We start from the raw sequence: 22,791 nt of genomic DNA on the forward strand, positions 1-22,791 counted from the left end.
GCTGTCCTTAGTACGAGAGGACCGGGATGGACGCACCGCTGGTGCACCAGTTGTCACGCCAGTGGCACAGCTGGGTAGCTATGTGCGGAAGGGATAAGCGCTGAAAGCATCTAAGCGTGAAGCCCCCTCCAAGATGAGACTTCCCACAGCGCAAGCTGGTAAGACCCCTCATAGACGATGAGGTTGATAGGTTCGGTGTGGAAGCGTGGCAACACGTGGAGCTGACGAATACTAATCGGTCGAGGACTTATCCACATGCTTTGGCAATCATGCAGATCCAGTTTTCAAAGAATAAACCGGACCTCCTTATCGGATTGATAAGGAGGTTTTTGTTGTAATAGCTTGCTACTCTGTTATGAATCAACTAACATGGGTAGAGCTTGTCGAATGGATAGAAGTCCAGATGCACATGATGGGATAGAAAGCCATGACGATGCAAAGGAGAGAAGAAACATGAGCATACCGTATGCTATTTTATTGGATATGGATGGCACCTTGCTTCAAACAGAAAAACTGTCAACACCTGCCTTTCAACGTACGTTTCAGCAGCTTCGAGAACAGGGCATGTGGGACCGTCCAACACCAGATGAAAAGGAATTGGTTAACGTTTTGGGGATGACGGTCGAGCAGGTATGGGAAAAGCTGTTGCCAGATACAAATGAAGAAACAAAGCAGGCTGCAGATCTACATTTGCTGGAGAATGAAATCCAACTGATTAAGGAACGGATTACGGATTTGTACCCAGGTGTAAAGGAAACGCTGCAGCAGCTTCATGACGACGGGTATGCATTATTTATTGCGAGCAACGGCCAGGAAGAGTATATTGAAGCCATTTGCGAAGAATACGGTTTGAAACCACTATTCACGGATCTGTACTCTGCCGGCCGTTTTCGAACGAGCACCAAAAACGATCTCGTTGCCAAATTGCTTCGTGATTACCAGATCAAGCAAGCGGTCATGGTAGGAGATCGCCATTCTGACATCGAAGCGGGCTTGACCAATGGACTATTTACCATCGGCTGCGATTTCGGCTTTGCCAAACAAGGTGAACTCGATGGTGCCAATCAGGTGATCCGTGATTTTAAAGAGCTGCTTACATACTTGCCTCCCCATAAACAATAGGCATGAAATGAATCCTTACCGATACTGTTGATATGATAAGCCACTCAGCCGAGTGGTTTTTTTCATGTGCAGAACCAGCTTCACCTTTGACCCATGCACCCGCTATCCGGTCAAAGATCACAACGAATGATCGTCTTACTGAATCAAAAGTCAAGATTCTGCCCACAATAGTACGTGTAGAAAGCAGATTCTCCACTTGCACGACCGAGAAAAACCCATTATAATAAAAGTCAAAGATAGTCAAAGTCAAAAAATCAAACACATTGGATAGGAGGCGATGACTTGCGTAACATCTCGGACATCATCGAGCAGCACTTGAAAAGCATCATAACCGAGAGCCCGAATGGATCAATCGAGATTCAGCGTAGTGAGCTTGCCGACCTCTTTCAGTGTGTCCCATCTCAGATCAACTACGTGATCAACACTCGTTTTACGGTTCAAAAAGGGTACATTGTGGAGAGCAAGCGAGGCGGAGGAGGTTACATCCGAATTCGCAAGGTGCAGATCGTCAGCAAGGCGAGACTTCAGGAGCTCCTGACCGAAGAATTGATTGGTGAGAGCATTGCCCAAAGCGTCGCATACGCAATCGTGGAGCGATTGCTGGAGGATGGATTGGTCAGTCATCGCGAAGCCACACTGATGAAGATTGCAACCTCGCGCAATGTGTTAACCATCGAGCCGGAAATTCGGGATCGACTTCGGGCAAACATTTTAAAGCAAATGATTGCAGCTATCTTGTTAAAGTAAGGAATGTGTTAGGAGGGATCGAGATGAACTGTGAGGAATGTGGAAAAAGACCGGCGACACTACATTTGACTAAAATCGTCAATGGTGAAAAAACCGAATACCATATTTGCGAACAATGTGCGCAGGAAAAAGGGGATGTCTTTACCGGCTTTCACAACTTCAGCATCAACAATCTCCTGTCAGGCTTGCTCAAATTTGACCCGATGCAAAAAAATGGGCGCGAATCTACGGCAAGCAAACCGCTTCGATGTGAAACGTGCGGTCTGACCTATGCGCAATTCAGCAAAAGCGGTCGATTCGGCTGCAGCGATTGTTACACGTTCCTGGGAGATAAGCTGGACCCGTTGTTTCGACGTATCCACGGCAATACCCAGCACATGGGCAAGGTACCCGAGAGGACAGGTGGACAATTGAAGATCCGCAAAGAACTGGAACAATTGAAAAGTGCTTTGCAAAAGCATGTCGCCAGCGAGGAGTTTGAAAAAGCCGCAGAAATGCGCGACCGGATTCGTCTGCTGGAACAAAAAATGTCTCAATCGTAACAAGGGGAGGTAAGCTGGTCATGTCCCAACAGCAGTTTATGCAAAACCCGTGGAGCAATTGGATGAAAGGAGAAGGTCCTGACTCCGATATTGTCATCAGTACACGGTTGCGTATCGCGCGAAACCTGCGCCAGCACCCTTTTCCGTTATTGGCTACGGATACCCAAGGGGAGGAAGTAGTAAGAAAGGTAACGGAAGTAAGCGATTCAGAGGCTATGCGCAAGCGGCACCGGATGCAGCTGATTCAAATGGATCAGGTCAATCCATTGGAAAAACGGGTACTCGTAGAAAAGCATCTCATCAGTCCTCATCTGGCTGAGGAATCACGCAAAGGGGCAGTTTTGTTAAACCCGGATGAATCAGTCAGCATCATGATAAATGAAGAAGACCATATTCGCATTCAAGTCCTGTTGCCTGGTTTCCGATTAAATGAGGCTTGGGAGATGGGCACGAAAATAGATGACATATTTGAAAAGCATCTGAACTATGCTTTTGACGAAAATAGAGGTTATCTCACCAGCTGTCCGACCAACGTCGGTACAGGTATCCGAGCTTCGGTCATGCTACACTTGCCCGCGCTGGTCATGACGCAGCAGATCAATAGGATCCTGCAGGCAATCAATCAGGTAGGGCTGGTTGTTCGCGGCATATACGGTGAAGGCAGTGAGGCATTGGGCAACCTCTTCCAGCTCTCCAATCAGGTTACGCTGGGGATGTCGGAATCGGACATTCTTTCAAACCTGTATGGAGTAGCAAGGCAGATTATTGAGCAAGAGCGCGTGGCTCGCAATTATTTGCTGGAGCACACCCGCATCTCCTTGGAGGATCGAATCTTCCGCTCGTATGGCATCTTGCTGCACGCGCGGACGATGGAGTCGAAAGAAGCAGCACAGCGTCTCTCAGATGTACGGCTCGGTATTGACCTTGGTGTCATTCCGAATGTGTCGCCGCTGATCTTGAACGAGCTGCTCGTCACGACACAACCGGGCTTTCTGCAACAGCACGCCGGGCAAAAATTAACACCGGAGCAAAGAGATGAACGCAGAGCGCGGTTGATCAGGGAGCGAATCAGTGCAGACTGGTCGCAGGAGGAGAATGGCAATTTGTAAGAGAACCCATAAACTATAAACGCGGTAATCATGGAGGTGTACACGTATGATGTTTGGACGATTTACAGAACGAGCACAAAAAGTACTGGCGCTGGCCCTGGAAGAAGCAGTGAGACTGGGTCACAAAGATATTGGAACAGAACACGTACTGTTGGGATTGATTCGTGAAGGAGAAGGTATCGCAGCCAAGGCATTGCAGTCTTTGGGACTGGGCCTCGACAAAATTCAGAGTGAAGTGGAGTCGCTGATCGGCAGGGGTACCGAACAGTCCGGCAGCAACTACACACCGAACTATACACCAAGAGCGAAAAAAGTGATTGAGTTGTCGATGGACGAAGCTCGCAAATTGGGCCATACGTACGTGGGCACAGAGCACATTCTGTTGGGCCTCATCCGTGAAGGGGAAGGTATCGCGGCCCGCATCATGAATAATCTGGGAGTAAGCCTGAACAAGGCACGTCAGCAAGTGCTGCAGCTTCTGGGCAGCTCGGAAATGATGGCTTCCCACCAACCTTCCGGGGGCAATCCTGCAGCCAACACCCCTACTTTGGATGGCTTGGCACGTGACCTGACGGCAATCGCTCGTGAGGGTGGTCTGGACCCCGTTATCGGCCGCCAAAAGGAAATTGAGCGCGTGATTCAGGTTCTGAGCCGACGCACCAAAAACAATCCGGTTCTGATCGGTGAGCCTGGTGTAGGGAAGACCGCAATTGCAGAAGGACTGGCACAAAAGATCGTAAATAACGAAATTCCGGAAACACTGCGTGACAAACGCGTCATGACCCTGGATATGGGTACAGTGGTTGCAGGTACCAAGTATCGGGGTGAATTTGAAGATCGTCTGAAAAAGATCATGGATGAAATCCGTCAGGCTGGAAATATCATCTTGTTCATTGATGAGCTGCACACGCTGATCGGTGCGGGTGGGGCAGAAGGGGCGATCGACGCCTCCAATATCCTCAAGCCGGCACTTGCACGCGGGGAACTGCAATGCGTAGGAGCAACCACTCTCGATGAATACCGCAAGTACATCGAGAAGGATGCTGCTCTGGAACGCCGTTTCCAACCGATTCAAGTAGATGAACCGACAGCTGAGGATGCGATCAAAATTTTGCACGGCCTGCGCGATCGCTATGAGGCTCATCACCGTGTGAAAATTACGGATGAAGCGATTGAGCAAGCAGTGAAGCTCTCTGACCGCTATATTACAGACCGTTTCCTGCCTGATAAAGCCATTGACCTGGTGGATGAAGCAGCTTCCAAGGTACGCCTCCAGTCCTTTACCGTTCCGCCTAATCTCAAAGAGCTGGAAGGACGTCTTGAAGAAGTGCGCAAAGAAAAGGATGCGGCTGTACAATCTCAGGAATTTGAAGAGGCTGCAGCACTCCGTGATCAAGAGCAGAAGCTGCGCGAAGAGCTGGACAAAACCAAGAAGGATTGGAAAGAGCGCCAGGGTCAATTGAACATGGAGGTCACACCAGAGGATATCGCGACAGTAGTGGCAAGCTGGACGGGTATTCCTGTGATCAAGCTGAAGGAAGAAGAGACAGAGCGTCTCTTGAAAATGGAAGAGATTCTACATGATCGCGTCATTGGTCAAGATGAGGCTGTCAAATCCATCTCCCGGGCAGTACGCCGTGCTCGTGCAGGTCTCAAAGACCCTAAGCGTCCGATTGGTTCGTTCATCTTCCTGGGCCCTACAGGGGTTGGTAAGACCGAATTGGCTCGCGCTGTAGCGGAAACCCTGTTCGGTGACGAGGACGCCATGATTCGTGTAGACATGTCCGAGTACATGGAGAAGCATTCCACGGCTCGTCTGGTAGGTGCGCCTCCGGGATATGTGGGCTACGATGAAGGCGGTCAATTGACGGAAAAAGTTCGTCGCAAACCATATTCCGTTATTCTGTTGGACGAAATTGAAAAAGCGCATCCGGATGTGTTCAACATCCTGCTGCAAGTCCTGGATGATGGCAGACTGACCGATTCCAAGGGACGTACCGTAGACTTCCGCAACACGGTCGTGATCATGACCTCCAACGTAGGGGCGAGCATGATCAAGAAAAATACGACACTCGGCTTTACCACAGGTGACACCGAGAGAAAATATCAGGATATGAAGGACAAAGTGATGGATGAGCTGAAAAAGAGCTTCCGTCCGGAGTTCCTCAACCGTATCGATGAAGTGATTGTCTTCCATTCCCTGGAGCAAGAGCACATCGAGCAAATCGTTTCACTGATGACAGAAGAGCTCCGCAAGCGTCTGAAAGAACAAGAGATCGATTTTGTACTGACAGATACAGCCAAGAAAATTTTGGCGAAGGAAGGCTTTGACCCGGCATACGGAGCACGTCCATTGCGCCGTGCGATCCAGCGTCATATCGAGGACAGATTGTCTGAAGAACTGTTGAAAGGTGTCATCAGCAAGGGAGACACTGTGAATATTGACGCAGAGGACGACAAGCTGGTTGTGAAGCGCCTCGAAAAGGCAAAGTCGTAAAAAGTCGAATAAACTCGCAAAAGGGTACCCCTTTTTAAAGGAGGTATCCTTTTTTTCATCCATCTGGTCATGTATGATAATGGTAGTTCAAACTAAAAACGAGGGACGATCATGTCAAAGTATAAAACGAAATACGCGTGTCAAGAATGTGGCTATGAATCACCAAAATGGATGGGAAAATGTCCGGGCTGCAACAGCTGGAATACCCTGGTCGAGGAAGTGACGGTCAAGGCCACATCGCACCGTCATGAGGGGATTGGCGGAGGTCAACGTCAAGCTCCACTACCGCTCACGCAGGTGGCCAGTGAAGAAGAACCGCGTATGGATACCACCATTGGGGAATTGAATCGGGTGCTTGGGGGAGGTTTAGTTCCCGGGTCGTTGATTTTGGTAGGTGGAGATCCCGGAATCGGCAAGTCCACCCTGTTGTTGCAAACCTCATTTGCTCTTGCTCATAAAGGCGGTAAAGTCCTCTATGTGTCTGGTGAGGAATCAGCAAAGCAGATAAAGCTGCGTGCTGATCGACTGGGCATGAAAACACCGCCTATGTTTGTATTGGCTGAAAATGATTTGGAATTGATCGAACAGCATATTAATCAAGTAGACCCCGACGTGTTGATCATTGACTCGATCCAAACTGTTTTTCATCCTGCGATTCAGTCGGCTGCAGGCAGCGTCGCGCAGGTCAGAGAAGCGACTGCCCAATTGATGCGTATCGCCAAGGGAAAAGGAATCGGAACGTTCATTGTCGGTCATGTAACCAAGGAAGGCTCGATTGCAGGACCGCGGATGCTGGAGCATATGGTGGATGCCGTTCTATATTTTGAAGGGGAAAGGCATAATACCTTCCGGATCCTGCGAGCAGTCAAAAACCGCTTTGGTTCGACAAACGAGATTGGCATATTTGAGATGAAGGATCGGGGCTTGGAGGAAGTGGCGAACCCCTCCGAGATCTTTTTGGCCGAACGTCCATTTGGGGTAGCAGGCTCCACCGTCGTTGCCAGCATGGAGGGGACGCGCCCTGTTCTGGTGGAATTGCAGGCATTGGTAGCACCAACGAGCTTTGTCACACCACGAAGAACGGCTACTGGAGTGGACCACCAGCGAGTAGCGATGATTATGGCCGTCCTGGAAAAGCGCATGGGCATGATGCTCCAAAATCAGGATGCGTATGTGAATGTGGCCGGAGGTGTGCGACTGGACGAGCCGGCAGTTGATTTGGCGATTGCAGTCAGTATTGCCAGCAGTTTTCGCGACCACGCCACGAATCCTCATGACGTGGTGATTGGCGAGATTGGCCTGACCGGGGAAGTGCGAGGAGTCTCACGGATTGAACAACGTGTGCGAGAGGCACATAAATTGGGCTTCAAGCGCGTAATAATCCCGGAGAAGAATATTCGCGGTTTAGACGCACCTGACGATATTCAGGTGATAGGCGTGAACAATATTGCAGAGGCGTTGAATGAAGTCATGAGGGGGTAGGCTGACATGCACGAGAACAGTAAACGAAATGAGCACTTCAGCGATGTGCTTCGCTTCGTTGCCCCCGGTACCATGCTTCGAGAAGGTCTTGAGCACGTCCTCAGGGCAAAAACGGGTGGATTGATTGTGATAGGATGCGGGTCTAAAATGAACGGGATGGTGGACGGCGGTTTTTCCATCAATTGTGAGTTCTCACCTGCCCACTTGTATGAATTGGCTAAAATGGATGGGGGAATTATATTAAGTGAAGATGCCAAGCGCATCCTGTATGCAAATACGCAGTTATTTCCCCCTTCCTCCATTCCGACGAGTGAAACAGGAACGCGCCATAGGACAGCCCAACGCACGGCTATCCACACGGGTCATCTCGTGATCGCGATTTCCCAACGCCGCAATGTCATCACGCTTTACAAGGGGAGCTACCGCTATGTGCTCAATGACATCAGTGTCATTTTGGCGAAAGCGAATCAGGCTGTCTCCACGCTAGAGAAGTACAAGGCCGTTCTGGAGCAGGCCATGACCAATCTGGGAGCAATGGAGTTTGAAGAACTGGTCACGCTGGAAGAAGTGACCTCCGTTTTGCAACGAATTGAGATGGTGTTACGTATTAAGGAGGAAGTGTCCAATTACATCTGCGAAATGGGCACAGAGGGCAGGCTCATCAGTATGCAGCTGGTGGAGCTGATTGCCAACATTGAGGAAGAGGCATATCTGTTGATCCAGGATTATCGTCGTGATCCGAGTTTGTCTCCAAAGGAAGTATTATTGGAAATGAAAAAACTCAGTTCCGATGAAATGCTGGAGTTGGGATCTTTCTTGCGTGTCCTCGGCTATACAGTCAATGCCAGCATGCTCGAAGAATCGATTTCACCGCGTGGCTATCGAATTTTGCAGAAAATTCCCAAGCTGCCTGTCTCGATCATTGCGAATCTAGTCGATCACTTTCACAACCTGCCGCGAATTGTGATGGCGACCATTGAAGAATTGGACGAAGTGGATGGGATCGGAGAGGTTCGAGCCAGGGCAATCAAGGATGGGTTGAAAAGGATTCAGGAGCAAGTGTTCATTGACAGGCACATTTGAAGTAGAATAGGATTAAGTCACGTTATTTTCTGTGAAAATCGTCCCCTCTTTTAGTGAAACGCTTTTCAGACATGGTAAGGGCCTTTGGGTCAACAAAACGGTTAAGGCTGTTTTGTAACAATCGATTTGCCTAGTGGACCAATCATGAGAAATGATCTGTCTTCTTCGCGAAGGAAATCAGGAGGTAGTCTATGTTCGTGAAATCGTTACCGAACATACTAACCGTAAGCAACTTGTTTTTGGGAGTACTCGCTATTATTCTTGCGTTTCAAGGTGATCATTACGTCGATTATGCTGCGATTACAGTCATCATCGGTATGCTGGCGGATGGGCTCGACGGTCGTGTGGCCCGTATGCTGAATGCCCAAAGTGAGTTTGGGAAAGAACTGGATTCATTATCGGATGTCATTACGTTTGGTGTCGCTCCTGCCTTTATCATGTACGTGGTGGTCCTGCAGGATTTTAACTGGCTGGGCATTTTCCTTACAGCGATATTCCCGATCTGTGGTGCATTGCGTCTTGCTCGATTCAACGTACAAGCTGGCGTTCCCGGCTACTTCATTGGGCTACCTATCACAGCAGCAGGTGGGGTGTTAGCGACACTGGCTCTATACCATGAAGTGTTCAATTCTACACTTCTGGCTGCCAGCATGCTGCTGCTCGCATTTTTGATGGTATCCAAAGTCAAGTACCCGAACTTCAAAAAAGTAGGCATTCCCAAGGCTGCTTATTGGATTACACCGATCATCATTGCAATCGTTGTGATCGTGGCGGTTAAATACCCACAACAGTTTCCGAAAATCGTCTTCTTGCCGCTCGCTTTTTACGCCTTGTACGGAATAAAAAAAAACGTTGACTTTTTGATTAAAAAGTTAAGCAAGCGTAAAAAGAAAGAAGAAGAATCAGTGCCATTTGAATAAAGCACGGCTCACAGAAAAAAACCCGCAGATGAAAAATGCGGGTTTTTTTGCAACCTTTTAATAGGCTTATACGTATTACGAATGAAGAATTATGTGAGATTAAACACGCCCAGCGTATTCAGCCGTTCCTTTTCCTGCTTGATGACGTCTTCCAGCTTAATATCTGTGATATTGCACAGGGCAGTCAGATAAAAAAGGTTTTTTCCCAGCTCTGCGGTGACGACATCGCGGCAGTGTTCGCACAATGGACCCGAAAAATGAGTGTCGAGATGATTTTTGTTTTCCTCCAGATTTTTGCTGGCGTCATACGTTTGTTTTTTGGCTACCACCTCAACACAGCCGCATTCGGTGATGGCTTTTGTCAGTGAACGATTGATGCGAGAAGCTGTTTCCTGCACTTTTGACATGACATCCAGAACGCTGCGATGTCTGATTAAAAGTTCCGATACCTGTGTTTGAAAATCGTCGATGTTGCGAGTGTCCATACGGTTCACCTCTACTTTAGGCTGTACTGTTCGTCGCAATTTTCAAGCCAATCGCTATTGCCATTATAAGAAGGGTTTCGGCTCGCTGTCAATTTGTGCAAAAGGAAAACACCAGTTCGATGTTGACGTTTGTTTGATAATTATGTTAAAATTTTTGGCTATTTGACATGATAAAATGAATTTTGCTATAGTGAGGGAAATAGGGTTTTACTTGTAAGCTTCTGTCAATATTAATAACAAGGAGGTGAAGGCATGGTACGCCGCATAGGAAAAATCTTTTTCGTTTTGGTTGGCGGTGGTTTGGGGTACCAGTATGGCCCAGATCTGTATAATTTGCTAGATCCATTATTGAAATTTGGAGTTGTCAGTGGGACGTCTTACATTGGTGCGGTGCTCGGTGCCATCTTGTTCTTCTTTTTAGCGAATTGGCTGTTGGATTATATTCTGAAGGTCATCCGTTGGGGAGAAGAGACACTCGTCAAAATGCCGATTGTCGATGTCATGTTCGGAGCGATGGGGTTGATTAGTGGTCTTATTGTTGCATTTTTATTATTCCTGCCCATCAGTAAAATTCCGATACCGGTAATAGGTGACTTGTTGCCGCTGGTTGTATCTGGTCTGCTTGGCTATTTGGGGTTCCAGGTAGGATTCCGCAAGCGAGACGAGATCATGTCTGTCTTTTCGATTGGTCGCAAGGATAAGAAAAAAGAGGCTGCTGGAACCACTACCAATGTGGAAAACAAAATCCTGGATACGAGTGTGATTATCGACGGTCGTATCGCCGATATTTGCCGCACAGGATTTTTGGAAGGAAGCCTGATCATCCCGGGATTTGTGCTGGAAGAATTGCAGCACATTGCAGATTCGTCTGACGTGTTGAAACGAAACCGTGGAAGACGTGGACTGGATATTCTCAACAAGATTCAAAAAGAGATGAAAGTGAAGGTCCAGATCTGGGAAGGCGATTTTGAAGAAGTGTCCGAAGTGGACAGCAAGCTGATCAAGCTGGCAAAAGTAATTAACGGTAAAGTGGTGACCAACGACTTTAACCTGAATAAGGTTTGTGAATTGCAAGGAGTCCCTGTTCTGAACATCAACGACCTGGCGAATGCGGTAAAGCCCGTAGTCTTGCCAGGTGAGGAAATGAACGTACAGGTGATCAAGGATGGAAAAGAGCACGGTCAGGGTGTCGCGTATCTGGACGACGGTACGATGATTGTAGTCGAAGGTGGCCGCGAATACATCGGCAACGACGTAGATGTCCTGGTTACGAGCGTGTTGCAAACGTCGGCAGGACGCATGATTTTTGCCAAACCAAAGCTCTTGGAAAAAGCATTGTAGAGATTTGCGGGAGAGGGAATGGATTGTGACGACAGGGGTTGTGATTGTAGCTGCCGGTTCTGGCAAGCGCATGGGCGGTCAACGAAACAAGCTGTGGCTGCCATTGGCGGGAGAACCGATATTGGCCCATACAGTACGAGTATTTGCATCTCATCCGGAGATTCAGGAAATCGTGCTGGTCGTAAGTGAGCAGGATCATGCAGATGTTCGCGCTTGGCTAGCTGAACAGAACATCCAGCTGACGGTAGTGCTGGGTGGTGCCGAGCGACAGGACAGTGTGCGCAATGGTTTGGACGCACTTACGAACAGTGCCTATGTACTCGTACATGACGCTGCTCGTCCCTTCGTTACCCCGGCTCAGATCAGTCAGATGATCAAACAGGTTCAGCGGGATCAAGCGACGATCCTGGCAGTTCCTGTCAAGGATACGATAAAAGTGGTGGGGGAGACAGGTGTGGTAGAGTCTACTCCGGCACGGGAAAGCTTGTGGGCGGTCCAAACCCCACAAGCTTTTCGTATGTCCTTGTTGAAAGAAGCTCATCGGGCTGCCTGGCAGGCGGGTAGCATGGGTACGGATGACGCGATGCTGGTAGAGTGGTTAGGGTATCCGGTTACTGTAGTGCTGGGAAGTTATGAAAACATAAAGATAACGACGCCTGACGATCTGTTGTTGGGTGAGGAGATTTTGCGCAAAAGAAAGGGAGAGTAGAAAATGCGGATTGGACAAGGTTTTGATGTGCATCAATTGGTTGAGGGGCGTCCTTGCATCATCGGAGGCATTACCATTCCTTACGAAAAAGGTTTATTGGGTCACTCAGATGCCGATGTTCTGCTTCATGCGATCACAGATGCCATTCTCGGGGCGATTGGCGAGGGGGATATTGGACGTCATTTTCCCGATACTGATGCAGCGTACAAGGATGCAGATAGTGTCAAGCTGCTGGAGCACGTATGGGCTATGGTCAAAGATCGAGGATATCGACTCGGTAATCTCGATGCAACGATTATTGCACAAGCACCCAAAATGGCTCCCTACATTCCTCAAATGCAGGAATTGATTGCACGTGTTTTGGAGGCAGAAGAGCTTTCCCAAGTAAATGTAAAGGCAACAACGACGGAAAAGCTTGGTTTTCCAGGTCGTGGAGAGGGAATCGCTGCGCAGGCTGCATGCTTGCTTGTCAAGTAGAAGGGCAAGGTGTAACATAAAACGTTAGAAACGTTTATTACGATATTCAGCCTTTTACACTCATAAGGATGGTGCTACCCATGGCGAAAGAAATTCGCACGCGTTATGCTCCCAGTCCAACTGGGCATTTACATATTGGTGGTGCGAGAACTGCGCTTTTCAACTATTTGTTTGCCAAACATCACGGCGGTTCCTTTATCGTACGGATTGAGGATACGGACCAAACCCGCAACAAGGAAAACGCAGACGAAGAGCAGATGAAAAATTTGAAGTGGCTGGGTGTTGAGTGGGAAGAAGGTACCGATGTAGGGGGAGATTATGCTCCTTACCGTCAGACTGAGCGCCTGGACATCTATCGCAAGTATATTGATCAATTGCTCGCAGAAGGGAAAGCCTATTACTGCTACGCTACCAAAGAAGAACTGGATGCTGAGCGCGAAGAGCAGCTCGCACGTGGCGAAACACCGCGTATCCTGGAAAAGCATCGTCATGTTACAGACGAGCAGCGTGCCCAATACGAAGCAGAGGGACGTGTTCCGTCTATTCACTTCCTCGTGCATGACAATCGCGAATACGTTGTCGATGATATGATTCGTGGACAAGTTACCTTCAATTCCAGTGAAATGGGCGACTTTGTCATCTGTCGTCCTGACGGTATTCCTACCTATAACTTTGCGGTTGTGATTGACGATTACCTGATGAAAATCAGTCACGTCATCCGCGGTGAAGAGCATCTGTCCAACACGCCGAGACAGTTGATGATCTATGAAGCGTTTGGCTGGGAAGCACCTCGCTTTGCTCACTTGGCGCTGATTCTGAATACAGAAGGCAAAAAGATGTCTAAACGCGACGAGAGCATCATCCAGTTTATCGAGCAGTACCGTGAGCTCGGATTCTTGCCGGAAGCGATCGTCAACTTCCTCGTCCTGCTCGGTTGGTCGCCAGGCGGAGAAGAAGAGATTTTCTTGAAGGATGATCTGATCAAGCTCTTCTCGATGGACCGTGTCAATAAATCGCCTGCGGTTTTTGATTCGACCAAAATGAACTGGATGAACAACTACTATCTGAAACGTCAGCCGTTGGACACCATTACCGATATGTGTATTCCTCATTTGCAAAAAGCTGGTTTCATCGAAGAGGTTTTGTCCAGCGAGAAACGCGCATGGGTACGCAGCATTGTTGCCTTGTATCAGGAGCAAATGTCATACTGTGCTCAAATCGTTCCGTTGGCGGCTCTTTTCTTCCTCGACGAAGTGGTGTACGATGAAGAGGCTAGAGCTGTTTTGAAAGAAGAGCAGCTGTCAGCAGTTCTGACCTCTTTTGCGAAACACCTGTCGGCAAATGGCGAATATAATGTAGATATTATCAAGGCTGTGCTGAAAGAAGTGCAGAAGGAAACGGGCTTTAAAGGTAAAGCGTTGTTTATGCCAGTTCGTGTGGCGGCTACCGGCCAGGCACATGGACGCGATTTGGCGGAAACGCTATTCCTGCTCGGTCGTGACAAAGTGCTGGCGCGCACGAACCATGTTTTGGCACACGGGGAGTAATCCCAGCGTTATTCCATATATTGAATACGACGCGATGATCAGGAGAAGTACAGGAGATGATACGTCCACAGAGAGGATGGGTAGGTGAGAGCCATCCACGTACGCTGTCTGGAAATGCCCCTGAGAGCAATGAACGGAACGCACCGGATCGCAAGCCCGATCTGTGTGCAAGTATGTGGCATCGGCTTCCCGCCGTTACCGGGATTGGAGCGAGATTGTCCTGGTGGCGATCTAAGCAGAGTGGAACCGCGGTAAATGAACCGTCTCTGTCCCTTCTTTATGAAGGAGGCAGAGGCGGTTTTTTGGTTTATGAACATCACGTAGGAGGTGGAGACCTATGTTTGCCCAGATGAAAGAAGACATTCAAGCAGTATTCGAACGAGATCCGGCAGCCCGCAGCACACTGGAGGTCGTCTTAACCTACTCAGGCTTGCACGCCATCTGGGGACACCGGATTGCGCACAAGTTTTGGAAGGCAGGCTGGTGTACTCTGGCGCGCGCTGTTTCTCAGTTCACCCGCTTTTTGACGGGTATTGAGATTCATCCGGGCGCGCGTATCGGAAAAGGCTTGTTTATTGACCATGGAACAGGTGTTGTCATCGGAGAGACGTGTGAGATCGGTGACAATGTGACGATTTATCAAGGCGTTACGCTTGGAGGAACCGGGAAGGAAAAAGGAAAGCGGCATCCGACGATCGGCAATGACGTCATTATCGCAACCGGGGCAAAAGTATTGGGCTCCTTCAAAATTGGCGATAATTCAAAGATCGGTGCAGGCGCGGTCGTCTTGCAGGAGGTTCCGCCCAATTCCACGGTAGTAGGCATCAAAGGTCGCATCGTCATTCAGGACGGAAAAAGAGTGAAATGCGATCTCGATCATGTGAATGTGCCTGACCCTGTTGCTGATACGCTTCGGCAGATGCAGAAGGAAATAGAAGGCTTGCGCAAGGAATTGGATCTTTTGAGGGAGGATAAAAAGAAGAATGAGCATTCAATTCACTAATACGATGACCCGACGGAAGGAAGAGTTCATACCGCTGGAGCCTGGCAAGGTAAAGATGTACGTGTGTGGTCCGACGGTTTACAACTATATTCACATCGGGAATTCCCGTCCGGCTATTACATTTGATACGTTGCGCCGCTATCTCAAATACCGCGGCTATGAAGTCACCTTTGTACAAAACATTACTGATGTCGATGACAAGCTGATTCGCGTAGCCAACGAGGAAGGTGTGACCGTCAAGGAGGTAGCTGATCGGTACACAGATGCCTTTAATCAGGATTTGCACAATATGAACATCTTGCCTCCTGATATCCAGCCGCGTGTCATGCAGACGATTCCGGAGATCATTGAATTTATTGAGGGCTTGATTGAAAAAGGATTTGCCTATGAAAGCGAAGGTGACGTGTATTTCCGTACCGGCCGATTTGGCGACTACGGAAAGCTCTCTCATCAGCCGCTGGATGACTTGCAGGCGGGAGCGCGGGTAGAAATCAACGAGAAGAAAGAGCATCCTCTCGATTTTGCCTTGTGGAAAGCAGCCAAGGACAAGGAAGTAAGCTGGAGCAGTCCTTGGGGAGATGGCCGTCCGGGATGGCACATCGAGTGCTCGGCGATGGCATTGAAATTCCTGGGAGAGCAGATCGACATTCACGCTGGCGGTACCGATCTGGTATTCCCGCATCATGAAAATGAGATCGCGCAATCAGAATGCTATACAGGTAAAGTATTCGCACGCTATTGGCTGCATAATGGCATGCTTAACATCAACAATGAAAAGATGTCCAAATCCCTGGGCAACTTCGTACTGGCTCGCGATCTGATTCAGCAATTTGGCGGGCAGCTGATTCGATTCTTCATGCTGCAAGGACATTACCGCAACCCGATCAATTTCAGCGATGAGCTGCTGGAGCAAGCAGCCAACAGTTTAGAACGAATGAAAACAGCCTATCATAATCTGGGGCATCGTTTGGAGACTGCGCGTGAAGTAGAGCCGAACGGCCAGGCTGAGCAGCAAGCACAGATCATCAGCGACCTGCGGAATCGTTTTATCAAGGAAATGGATGACGATTTGAATACCGCGAATGCGATTACGGTTCTGTTTGAAGTGGTGAAGGAAGCAAATCAATATATGACTTCTCAAAACGTTGGCGTACAAGAAATTCGCGCCTACAAGGAATTGCTGCTGGAGCTGACTGACGTCCTTGGGCTTATTCTCGAGCAAGAAGAGGAATTGCTGGACAGCGACATTGACGCATTGATTGTAGAGCGGACCGAAGCGCGGGCATCGCGAAATTTTGCTCGTGCTGATGAGATCCGCGACCTGCTCGCGGCAAAAGGGATTGTGCTGGAAGACACGCCACAGGGTGTGCGCTGGCGCCGGAAGTAAGGAGCTAAAGAACTGATGCAAAAAGAAGAATTAACCCGTGACCCCAATCAAACCAATCCACTCGTGCTCGCCTTTTTGGGTGATGCTACGTATGCGCATTGTGTCAGGTACCATTTGATCGCCAGGGGGCTGGTAAAACCAAACCAGCTCCACAAAACGGCGAATCGCTATGTATCCGCAAAAGCCCAAGCCAATATCCTGCTGACGCTTTTGCCTGATTTGCCAGAGGATGAGGTCAACATCGTCAAGCGCGGGCGCAATGCCAAATCAGGCTCCACGGCAAAAAATGCAGATATTATCGACTATCGTCACGCGACTGCATTCGAGGCATTGATCGGGTACCTGTATTTGAATGGAAAAGAAGAGCGGATCGCAGAAATCATGCAGCAGGCATTTGCCATTGTGGAAGGAGACACGGAACATGAGTGAAGATTGGATTGTCGGGAAAAACCCGGTGATTGAGGCCTTGCGATCGGGGCGAACGATCAATAAAATCTGGATTGCGGAAGGAACTAACAAAAATTTGATGGGTCCCATCTTTGCGTTGGCAAAGGATCAGGGTGTAATCGTAACGACAGCCAACCGTAAAAAGCTGGACACGTTGAGCTCGACGGACAATCACCAGGGCGTGATTGCATCTGTAGCAGCCTATGATTATGTAGAGGTAGACGACATCCTGCGACGTGCAGAGGAGAAGAATGAAGTGCCTTTTATCCTCTTGCTGGATGAACTGGAGGACCCTCATAACCTGGGCTCCATTCTGCGTACAGCAGATGCAGTAGGCGTACATGGGGTGGTCATCCCGAAGCGGCGTTCTGTAAGCCTGACTGCGACCGTAGCCAAGGCATCGGCAGGCGCGATCAACTACGTGCCTGTCGCTCGTGTGACCAATCTCGTCCGTACGATGGAGGAGCTGAAGGAGCGCGGAGTCTGGATCGCAGGTACGGATGCCAGCGCCAAGCAAGATTTTCGACAAGGCGACTTTACCATGCCGCTTGCCGTAGTCATCGGCAGTGAAGGCAAGGGAATCAGCCGATTGGTTCGCGAAAACTGCGATTTTCTTTTCAGTCTGCCGATGGCTGGCAACGTCACCTCATTGAATGCTTCTGTTGCTGCCGCCCTGTTGATGTATGAGGTATATCGTTCCCGATGTCCGCTACCGACTCGGGTGAAGTGATATGGCCAAACGGAAAGCCAAGCAACTGCTGATCGTGGACGGTTACAATATCATCGGTGCCTGGCCAGACTTGCGCGCGCTGAAAGACCAGGATCGCATGGATGAGGCGCGCGACATGTTGATTTCCAAAATGGCGGAGTACCAGAGCTACACAGGTACGAAGGTCATGATTGTTTTTGATGCCTACAATGTACCTGGACCGGGTCGCCAGATCGAGGATTACCAGGTTGAAGTATACTTTACGAAGAAAAAAGAAACTGCGGATGAAAAAATTGAGCAGATTGTTTCCCAATATCAACAGAAAAATCGACAAATTTACGTAGCTACTTCTGACTATACTTCCCAGCGTGTTATTTTTGGACAAGGTGCCTTGCGTAAATCTGCACGGGAGTTGTTGCTTGACATGGAAAATGCGGGCAAGGAGATCAAGCAGCAAGTCGAAAAAACACACGAGGAACGTTTCTCGAAGCGCATTTCACTGGATGATGAAATAGCGAAAATATTCGAAAAATGGCGAAGGGAATAACCTGGATTTGGTTGACGCTTTTTTACGGCATCATGTATAATAGCGTCATCTATGGAGAACGGCTGGCGGAGGGATCGAGAGTGATTGTTGACCTCAAGGAGTTGAAGCATGCCCAATATGAGCTATTGACCGACGAAGAGGTAGTCGATCTCGTTCGCGATGATGACACCGAAGCATTGGAGTACTTGATCAACAAGTACAAGAACTTCGTCCGTGCCAAGGCCAGATCCTATTTTCTTATTGGGGCTGACCGCGAAGATATTGTGCAGGAAGGCATGATTGGGCTGTACAAATCCATTCGCGACTTCCGCGGGGATAAACTGACATCGTTCAAGGCTTTTGCTGAGCTTTGCATTACTCGTCAGATCATTACGGCAATCAAGACGGCTACCCGACAAAAGCATATTCCCCTCAACTCCTACGTGTCTCTGGACAAGCCCATTTACGACGAGGACTCTGACCGCACATTGCTGGATGTGATCTGCGGAACCAAGGTGACCGATCCGGAAGAGCTGTTCATCAATCGTGAAGAGTTTGACGACATTGAGGGCAAGATGAGTGAGATCCTGAGTGATCTGGAACGGCAAGTACTGATGCTTTATTTGGATGGGCGATCCTATCAGCAGATTGCCGTCGAGCTAAAGCGTCACGTCAAATCGATCGACAATGCGCTCCAGCGCGTGAAGCGAAAATTAGAGCGTTACCTGGAAGGAAGAGAGATTCATCTGTAAAACAGAGAATCTCTTTTTTTTTTTTTTCTGTGAAAAACGTCTCGACGTTTTTCATTAAACAGGATGTGACCGCTTGCGGTCTGCAAATAAACGGTCACGACCGTTTGTTTGCGTATGGAACAATATGCATTCCTTTTGTCAAGACGTTTTGTTGACATGAGTTTTTGGGTGTGATAAATTTGTTTAGGTAGCCATAGACTCTTATCTCTCTTTTTCTATGGTTACTTTTAGGTGAAATGGTCAGGAAAAAGTAGCGGTTTTCCCGTACTATTAATCATCGGGTTTACTTTCAACAATAGCAGGTTTGAAATGAGATGGAGGTGGCAATAAATGCGAGTAAACATCACGTTGGCGTGCACAGAGTGTGGCGAGCGTAACTATATCTCGACCAAGAACAAGCGCACTACTACTGAACGTGTTGAACTGAAAAAGTATTGCTCCCGTGACAAGAAGCAAACCCTTCATCGCGAGACGAAGTAATGCTTGGCGACCAAGTCTGGGGGTGGCAATATGGGGTTCTTAGCACGAATTGGAGCTAGTTTCCGCCGTACAGGTTCTTTTTTTGGCGACGTTATGTCCGAATTGAAGAAGGTGCGCTGGCCTAACCGTAAGGAACTGACAACCTACACGATTGTCGTAATCATCACGGTTGTGCTGCTTGCTGTGTTCTTCTTTGTTATTGATTTGGGTATTTCTCGCTTGATCGATTTGATTTTAGGAAAGTAATTTTGCAAGTCTTAGGAGGGACGGACGGTTAACGTCCTGTTGGATATGGAAAAAGCATGGTATGTCGTTCATACGTACTCAGGTTACGAAAACAAGGTAAAAACGAATCTAGAGAAGCGCGTCGAATCGATGGGCATGGAAGACAAGATCTTTCGCGTTCTGGTTCCTACTGAAGAAGAGGTAGAGACCAAGGACGGGAAAAAGCGCACCGTTACGAAGAAAGTGTTTCCTGGATACGTTCTTGTTGAAATGGTGATGACGGACGACTCTTGGTATGTCGTGCGCAACACTCCTGGGGTTACCGGCTTTGTCGGATCCACGGGCGCTGGCTCTAAGCCGACAGCGCTACGTCCTGAAGAGGCCGATACGATTCTCAAGCAAATGGGAATCGAGATTCCCAAGATCAAAGTCGATTTTGCTCTCCGAGATATGGTGCGCGTCACAGATGGTCCTTTCTCCAATCGCACCGGGGAGATTATCGAGATTCACCCGGACAGACAAAAGGTCCGCGTTTTGGTGGACATTTTTGGACGTGAAACGCCGGTGGAGCTAGACTTTACACAAGTTCAAAAATTGGATTAGGATTCAGCTTGAAAAGTATGACGCTATGTGATACATTTCATGTTGTTTTAACAATCCCACAACAATATTTGGGGTTTCTTGCACTCTCACTATAGATCGGAAGTTTTCGTTTACATAAACGAGGCTTTCACCAAACGGTGGGAGGGGGCATTCCCCCGTAATAACCACATGTGAAGTAAGGAGGTGTCTTACGTGGCTAAGAAGGTTATCCGCGTAATTAAATTGCAAATCCCAGCAGGTAAAGCGAATCCTGCACCTCCAGTTGGTCCGGCTCTCGGTCAAGCTGGTGTAAACATCATGGGATTCTGTAAAGAATTCAACGCTCGTACAGAGAGCGAAGTTGGTATGATCATTCCGGTGGAAATCACCGTATTTGAAGACCGCTCTTTCACTTTTATCACCAAAACTCCTCCAGCTGCAGTTCTGTTGAAGAAAGCTGCTGGTATCGAGTCCGGTTCTGGCGTACCAAACAAAACAAAAGTTGCTACGCTGAAACGTGATAAAGTTCGTGAAATTGCAGAACTGAAGCGCCCTGACCTGAACGCAGCATCCGTGGAAGCGGCTATGCGCATGGTTGAAGGTACAGCTCGTTCTATGGGTATCGTAATCGAAGACTAATTGTCTTGGTGCAAGGGGGCACAGACGTTGTGCCCCCTGTCTGTGGGAGGATTAACCGCTACGACCACATTGAAGGGAGATTTAAAACATGGCGAAACAAGGTAAAAAGTATCAAGAGGCTGTAAAGCTGATTGATAAGAACAAAGTATACGAAGTATCTGAAGGTGTAGAGCTGGTTAAAAAAGCAGCTTCCGCCAAATTTGATGAAACTGTTGAAGCAGCATTCCGTTTGGGCGTAGACCCTAAGCGTGCTGACCAACAAATCCGTGGTGCTGTTGTATTGCCGCACGGTACTGGTAAAGTACAACGCGTTCTCGTATTCGCGAAAGGCGAAAAAGCGAAGGATGCGGAAGCAGCAGGCGCAGACTACGTAGGCGATGCAGACATGATCGCTAAAATCCAGGGTGGCTGGTTCGAGTTTGACGTTATCGTAGCTACTCCTGACATGATGGGTGAAGTAGGTAAATTGGGTCGTGTACTCGGTCCAAAAGGCCTCATGCCAAACCCTAAAACCGGTACTGTTACCTTTGATGTAACCAAAGCGGTTAACGAAATCAAAGCTGGTAAAATTGAGTACCGTGTAGACAAAGCAGGTAACATCCACGCTCCGATCGGTAAAGTATCTTTCGATGCTGACAAGCTGGCTGAAAACCTGGCTGCACTGACTGAAGCACTGAACCGTGCGAAGCCAGCAGCTGCAAAAGGTGTTTACATGAGAAACGTAACCATCAGCTCCACTATGGGACCTGGTGTACGCGTTGCTGTAAAATAATGACGCTTGACTTCCCTAGTGGAAGTTGTTAAGATAGTGCCTGTTGATGAAATGAATATGCTATGCCGTAGACAGAAGGTGCGACGCTTGCGAGAGCGAAGCTTAATATCCCTCCGAGGCGTGTAATGTACGAAAGAGGAATGGAAACCTTCCTTTTACGATAGAGCATTATGCCCTCGTGAGTCTGCGAGGGCATTTTCCTTTTTTCGAGATAGAGCACGGGAGGTGTAAACAATGGCAGAAATTCGTCCAACCGTTATTCGTGAAGAGAAAGTACAGGCGATCAACGATATCGCATCCAAACTGCGTGAAAGCCAAACTACAGTGGTGGCTGACTACCGTGGTCTGACAGTAGCACAAGTAACCGAACTGCGTAAGCAATTGCGTGAAGCGGGTGTTGAGTTCCAGGTGTTGAAAAACTCCCTGACTCGCCTGGCTACTGAGAAAGAAAGCCTGACTGAACTGGATCAATATCTGACTGGACCAAACGCTCTGGCGTTCTCCAAAGACGATGTTATCGCTCCAGCGAAGATCATTGCTGATTTCGCGAAGAAAAACGATAAGCTGGAAATCAAAGGCGGCGTAATCGAAGGTAAAGTTGTAGGTGCTGATCAAATCCAAGCACTGGCTTCCCTCCCTTCCCGCGAAGGTCTCCTGTCCATGCTTCTCTCCGTCCTGCAAGCTCCTATGCGCAACGTTGCATTGGCAGTCAAAGCAGTGGCCGAGCAAAAAGAAGGTCAAGGCGCGTAATCGCCTGATCATCTAACGAACGAAAACTAAACCTATTCCTTGAATGGAGGATTTAAAAATGAGCAAAGAGCAAATCTTGGAAGCCATTAAAGGCATGTCCGTTCTCGAACTGAACGACCTGGTAAAAGCAATCGAAGACGAATTCGGTGTAACTGCTGCAGCTCCTGTAGCTGTTGTTGCTGGTGGCGCTGCTGAAGCTGCTGCTGAGCAAACTGAGTTCAACGTAACACTGGTAAGCGGTGGCGCTTCCAAAATCAACGTAATCAAAGTTGTTCGCGAACTGACTGGTCTGGGTCTGAAAGAAGCAAAAGACCTGGTAGACAACGCACCAAAAACACTCAAAGAGGGCGTTTCCAAAGACGAAGCAGAAGCTCTCAAAGCAAAACTCGAAGAAGCTGGCGCATCTGTAGAAGTGAAGTAAGTTAGCTTCCCATATGGAAATCCCCTTGCCTTGGCAG

Annotated in this window: 26 protein-coding genes, 1 rRNA gene and 2 other annotated features; of the genes, 26 read left to right on the forward strand and 1 reads right to left on the reverse strand. The window is 48.5% G+C overall.

All coding sequences use genetic code 11. The features are described 5' to 3' along the window. The 9 genes from EDM52_RS16665 to pssA form a co-directional block, all read left to right on the forward strand. Nucleotides 1-255, forward strand: a 23S ribosomal RNA gene (locus EDM52_RS16665); the annotation flags it as partial. 198 nt (nt 256-453) lie between these two features. Further along, complete coding sequence (locus EDM52_RS16670; RefSeq protein WP_122910093.1) at nt 454-1,122, forward strand: HAD-IA family hydrolase; 669 nt, start codon at nt 454-456, stop codon at nt 1,120-1,122. 282 nt (nt 1,123-1,404) lie between these two features. After that, complete coding sequence (locus EDM52_RS16675) at nt 1,405-1,869, forward strand: CtsR family transcriptional regulator (RefSeq protein WP_122910094.1); 465 nt, start codon at nt 1,405-1,407, stop codon at nt 1,867-1,869. Between the two features lie 23 nt (nt 1,870-1,892). Further along, nucleotides 1,893-2,411: a protein-arginine kinase activator protein McsA gene (locus EDM52_RS16680; RefSeq protein ID WP_122910095.1), complete on the forward strand. Its 519-nt coding sequence runs from the start codon at nt 1,893-1,895 to the stop codon at nt 2,409-2,411. 20 nt (nt 2,412-2,431) lie between these two features. After that, nucleotides 2,432-3,520 (forward strand): protein-arginine kinase McsB, encoded by a 1,089-nt coding sequence (locus tag EDM52_RS16685; protein WP_122910096.1) that lies wholly within the window; start codon nt 2,432-2,434, stop codon nt 3,518-3,520. A 46-nt stretch (nt 3,521-3,566) separates the two neighbouring features. Next, nucleotides 3,567-6,017 (forward strand): ATP-dependent Clp protease ATP-binding subunit, encoded by a 2,451-nt coding sequence (locus EDM52_RS16690; protein WP_122910097.1) that lies wholly within the window; start codon nt 3,567-3,569, stop codon nt 6,015-6,017. 111 nt (nt 6,018-6,128) lie between these two features. Beyond that, nucleotides 6,129-7,499, forward strand: coding sequence for a DNA repair protein RadA (gene radA, locus EDM52_RS16695; protein WP_122910098.1), 1,371 nt, complete (start codon nt 6,129-6,131; stop codon nt 7,497-7,499). Nucleotides 7,500-7,505: 6 nt separating this feature from the next. Beyond that, a complete protein-coding gene (gene disA / locus EDM52_RS16700) occupies nt 7,506-8,582 on the forward strand; it encodes a DNA integrity scanning diadenylate cyclase DisA (protein WP_122910099.1) in 1,077 nt (358 codons plus the stop codon). A 191-nt stretch (nt 8,583-8,773) separates the two neighbouring features. Next, nucleotides 8,774-9,502: a CDP-diacylglycerol--serine O-phosphatidyltransferase gene (gene pssA, locus EDM52_RS16705; protein ID WP_122910100.1), complete on the forward strand. Its 729-nt coding sequence runs from the start codon at nt 8,774-8,776 to the stop codon at nt 9,500-9,502. Nucleotides 9,503-9,591: 89 nt separating this feature from the next. Here the strand turns inward: pssA and EDM52_RS16710 are convergent, their stop codons facing one another. After that, a complete protein-coding gene (locus tag EDM52_RS16710) occupies nt 9,592-9,987 on the reverse strand; it encodes a DUF1573 domain-containing protein (protein WP_122910101.1) in 396 nt (131 codons plus the stop codon). A 252-nt stretch (nt 9,988-10,239) separates the two neighbouring features. Between EDM52_RS16710 and EDM52_RS16715 the strand changes: the two genes are divergently transcribed. The 17 genes from EDM52_RS16715 (at nt 10,240) to rplL (ending at nt 22,754) form a co-directional block, all read left to right on the forward strand. After that, nucleotides 10,240-11,328 carry a PIN/TRAM domain-containing protein gene (locus tag EDM52_RS16715; protein ID WP_122910102.1) on the forward strand — a complete coding sequence of 363 codons (1,089 nt, stop codon included), beginning with the start codon at nt 10,240-10,242 and terminating at the stop codon, nt 11,326-11,328. 25 nt (nt 11,329-11,353) lie between these two features. Then, entirely contained in the window at nt 11,354-12,037 is a 684-nt protein-coding gene (ispD, locus tag EDM52_RS16720) for a 2-C-methyl-D-erythritol 4-phosphate cytidylyltransferase (protein ID WP_122910103.1), read from the forward strand. 3 nt (nt 12,038-12,040) lie between these two features. Further along, a complete protein-coding gene (ispF, locus tag EDM52_RS16725) occupies nt 12,041-12,514 on the forward strand; it encodes a 2-C-methyl-D-erythritol 2,4-cyclodiphosphate synthase (RefSeq protein ID WP_122910104.1) in 474 nt (157 codons plus the stop codon). A gap of 80 nt (nt 12,515-12,594) precedes the next feature. Then, on the forward strand, nt 12,595-14,061 hold the full coding sequence (gltX, locus tag EDM52_RS16730) for a glutamate--tRNA ligase (RefSeq protein ID WP_122910105.1): 1,467 nt from the start codon (nt 12,595-12,597) through the stop codon (nt 14,059-14,061). Between the two features lie 25 nt (nt 14,062-14,086). After that, nucleotides 14,087-14,332 (forward strand) — a binding site (T-box leader). Between the two features lie 66 nt (nt 14,333-14,398). Then, nucleotides 14,399-15,064 (forward strand): serine O-acetyltransferase, encoded by a 666-nt coding sequence (gene cysE / locus EDM52_RS16735; RefSeq protein WP_122910106.1) that lies wholly within the window; start codon nt 14,399-14,401, stop codon nt 15,062-15,064. Beyond that, nucleotides 15,045-16,451 (forward strand): cysteine--tRNA ligase, encoded by a 1,407-nt coding sequence (gene cysS, locus EDM52_RS16740; RefSeq protein WP_122910107.1) that lies wholly within the window; start codon nt 15,045-15,047, stop codon nt 16,449-16,451. Before cysE ends, cysS begins: the two co-directional genes overlap by 20 nt. Nucleotides 16,452-16,466: 15 nt before the next feature. After that, the gene (locus EDM52_RS16745) at nt 16,467-16,880 is read left to right on the forward strand and encodes a Mini-ribonuclease 3 (RefSeq protein ID WP_122910108.1); all 414 of its coding nucleotides are present in this window, start codon (nt 16,467-16,469) and stop codon (nt 16,878-16,880) included. Then, nucleotides 16,873-17,628: a 23S rRNA (guanosine(2251)-2'-O)-methyltransferase RlmB gene (gene rlmB, locus EDM52_RS16750; protein WP_122910109.1), complete on the forward strand. Its 756-nt coding sequence runs from the start codon at nt 16,873-16,875 to the stop codon at nt 17,626-17,628. The genes EDM52_RS16745 and rlmB overlap by 8 nt, the downstream gene beginning before the upstream one ends. A 1-nt stretch (nt 17,629) precedes the next feature. After that, the gene (locus EDM52_RS16755; RefSeq protein WP_122910110.1) at nt 17,630-18,154 is read left to right on the forward strand and encodes an NYN domain-containing protein; all 525 of its coding nucleotides are present in this window, start codon (nt 17,630-17,632) and stop codon (nt 18,152-18,154) included. An 80-nt stretch (nt 18,155-18,234) separates the two neighbouring features. Then, a complete protein-coding gene (sigH, locus tag EDM52_RS16760) occupies nt 18,235-18,885 on the forward strand; it encodes an RNA polymerase sporulation sigma factor SigH (RefSeq protein WP_122910162.1) in 651 nt (216 codons plus the stop codon). A gap of 330 nt (nt 18,886-19,215) precedes the next feature. Further along, nucleotides 19,216-19,365 carry a 50S ribosomal protein L33 gene (rpmG, locus tag EDM52_RS16770; protein WP_003392018.1) on the forward strand — a complete coding sequence of 50 codons (150 nt, stop codon included), beginning with the start codon at nt 19,216-19,218 and terminating at the stop codon, nt 19,363-19,365. Nucleotides 19,366-19,395: 30 nt separating this feature from the next. Next, the gene (gene secE / locus EDM52_RS16775; protein ID WP_122910112.1) at nt 19,396-19,611 is read left to right on the forward strand and encodes a preprotein translocase subunit SecE; all 216 of its coding nucleotides are present in this window, start codon (nt 19,396-19,398) and stop codon (nt 19,609-19,611) included. A gap of 45 nt (nt 19,612-19,656) precedes the next feature. Then, nucleotides 19,657-20,193: a transcription termination/antitermination protein NusG gene (gene nusG / locus EDM52_RS16780; RefSeq protein WP_023558756.1), complete on the forward strand. Its 537-nt coding sequence runs from the start codon at nt 19,657-19,659 to the stop codon at nt 20,191-20,193. A gap of 192 nt (nt 20,194-20,385) precedes the next feature. Next, entirely contained in the window at nt 20,386-20,811 is a 426-nt protein-coding gene (rplK, locus tag EDM52_RS16785; RefSeq protein ID WP_005828886.1) for a 50S ribosomal protein L11, read from the forward strand. 88 nt (nt 20,812-20,899) lie between these two features. Then, nucleotides 20,900-21,583 (forward strand): 50S ribosomal protein L1, encoded by a 684-nt coding sequence (gene rplA, locus EDM52_RS16790; RefSeq protein ID WP_122910113.1) that lies wholly within the window; start codon nt 20,900-20,902, stop codon nt 21,581-21,583. Nucleotides 21,584-21,630: 47 nt separating this feature from the next. Then, nucleotides 21,631-21,793, forward strand: a sequence feature (ribosomal protein L10 leader region). A 24-nt stretch (nt 21,794-21,817) separates the two neighbouring features. After that, on the forward strand, nt 21,818-22,333 hold the full coding sequence (gene rplJ / locus EDM52_RS16795) for a 50S ribosomal protein L10 (protein WP_122910114.1): 516 nt from the start codon (nt 21,818-21,820) through the stop codon (nt 22,331-22,333). Nucleotides 22,334-22,391: 58 nt separating this feature from the next. Next, the gene (gene rplL, locus EDM52_RS16800; RefSeq protein WP_122910115.1) at nt 22,392-22,754 is read left to right on the forward strand and encodes a 50S ribosomal protein L7/L12; all 363 of its coding nucleotides are present in this window, start codon (nt 22,392-22,394) and stop codon (nt 22,752-22,754) included. The last annotated feature ends 37 nt before the right edge of the window (nt 22,755-22,791 follow it).

Origin of the sequence: Brevibacillus invocatus, from assembly GCF_003710915.1 — a bacterium.
GTDB classification, from domain to species: domain Bacteria; phylum Bacillota; class Bacilli; order Brevibacillales; family Brevibacillaceae; genus Brevibacillus; species Brevibacillus invocatus.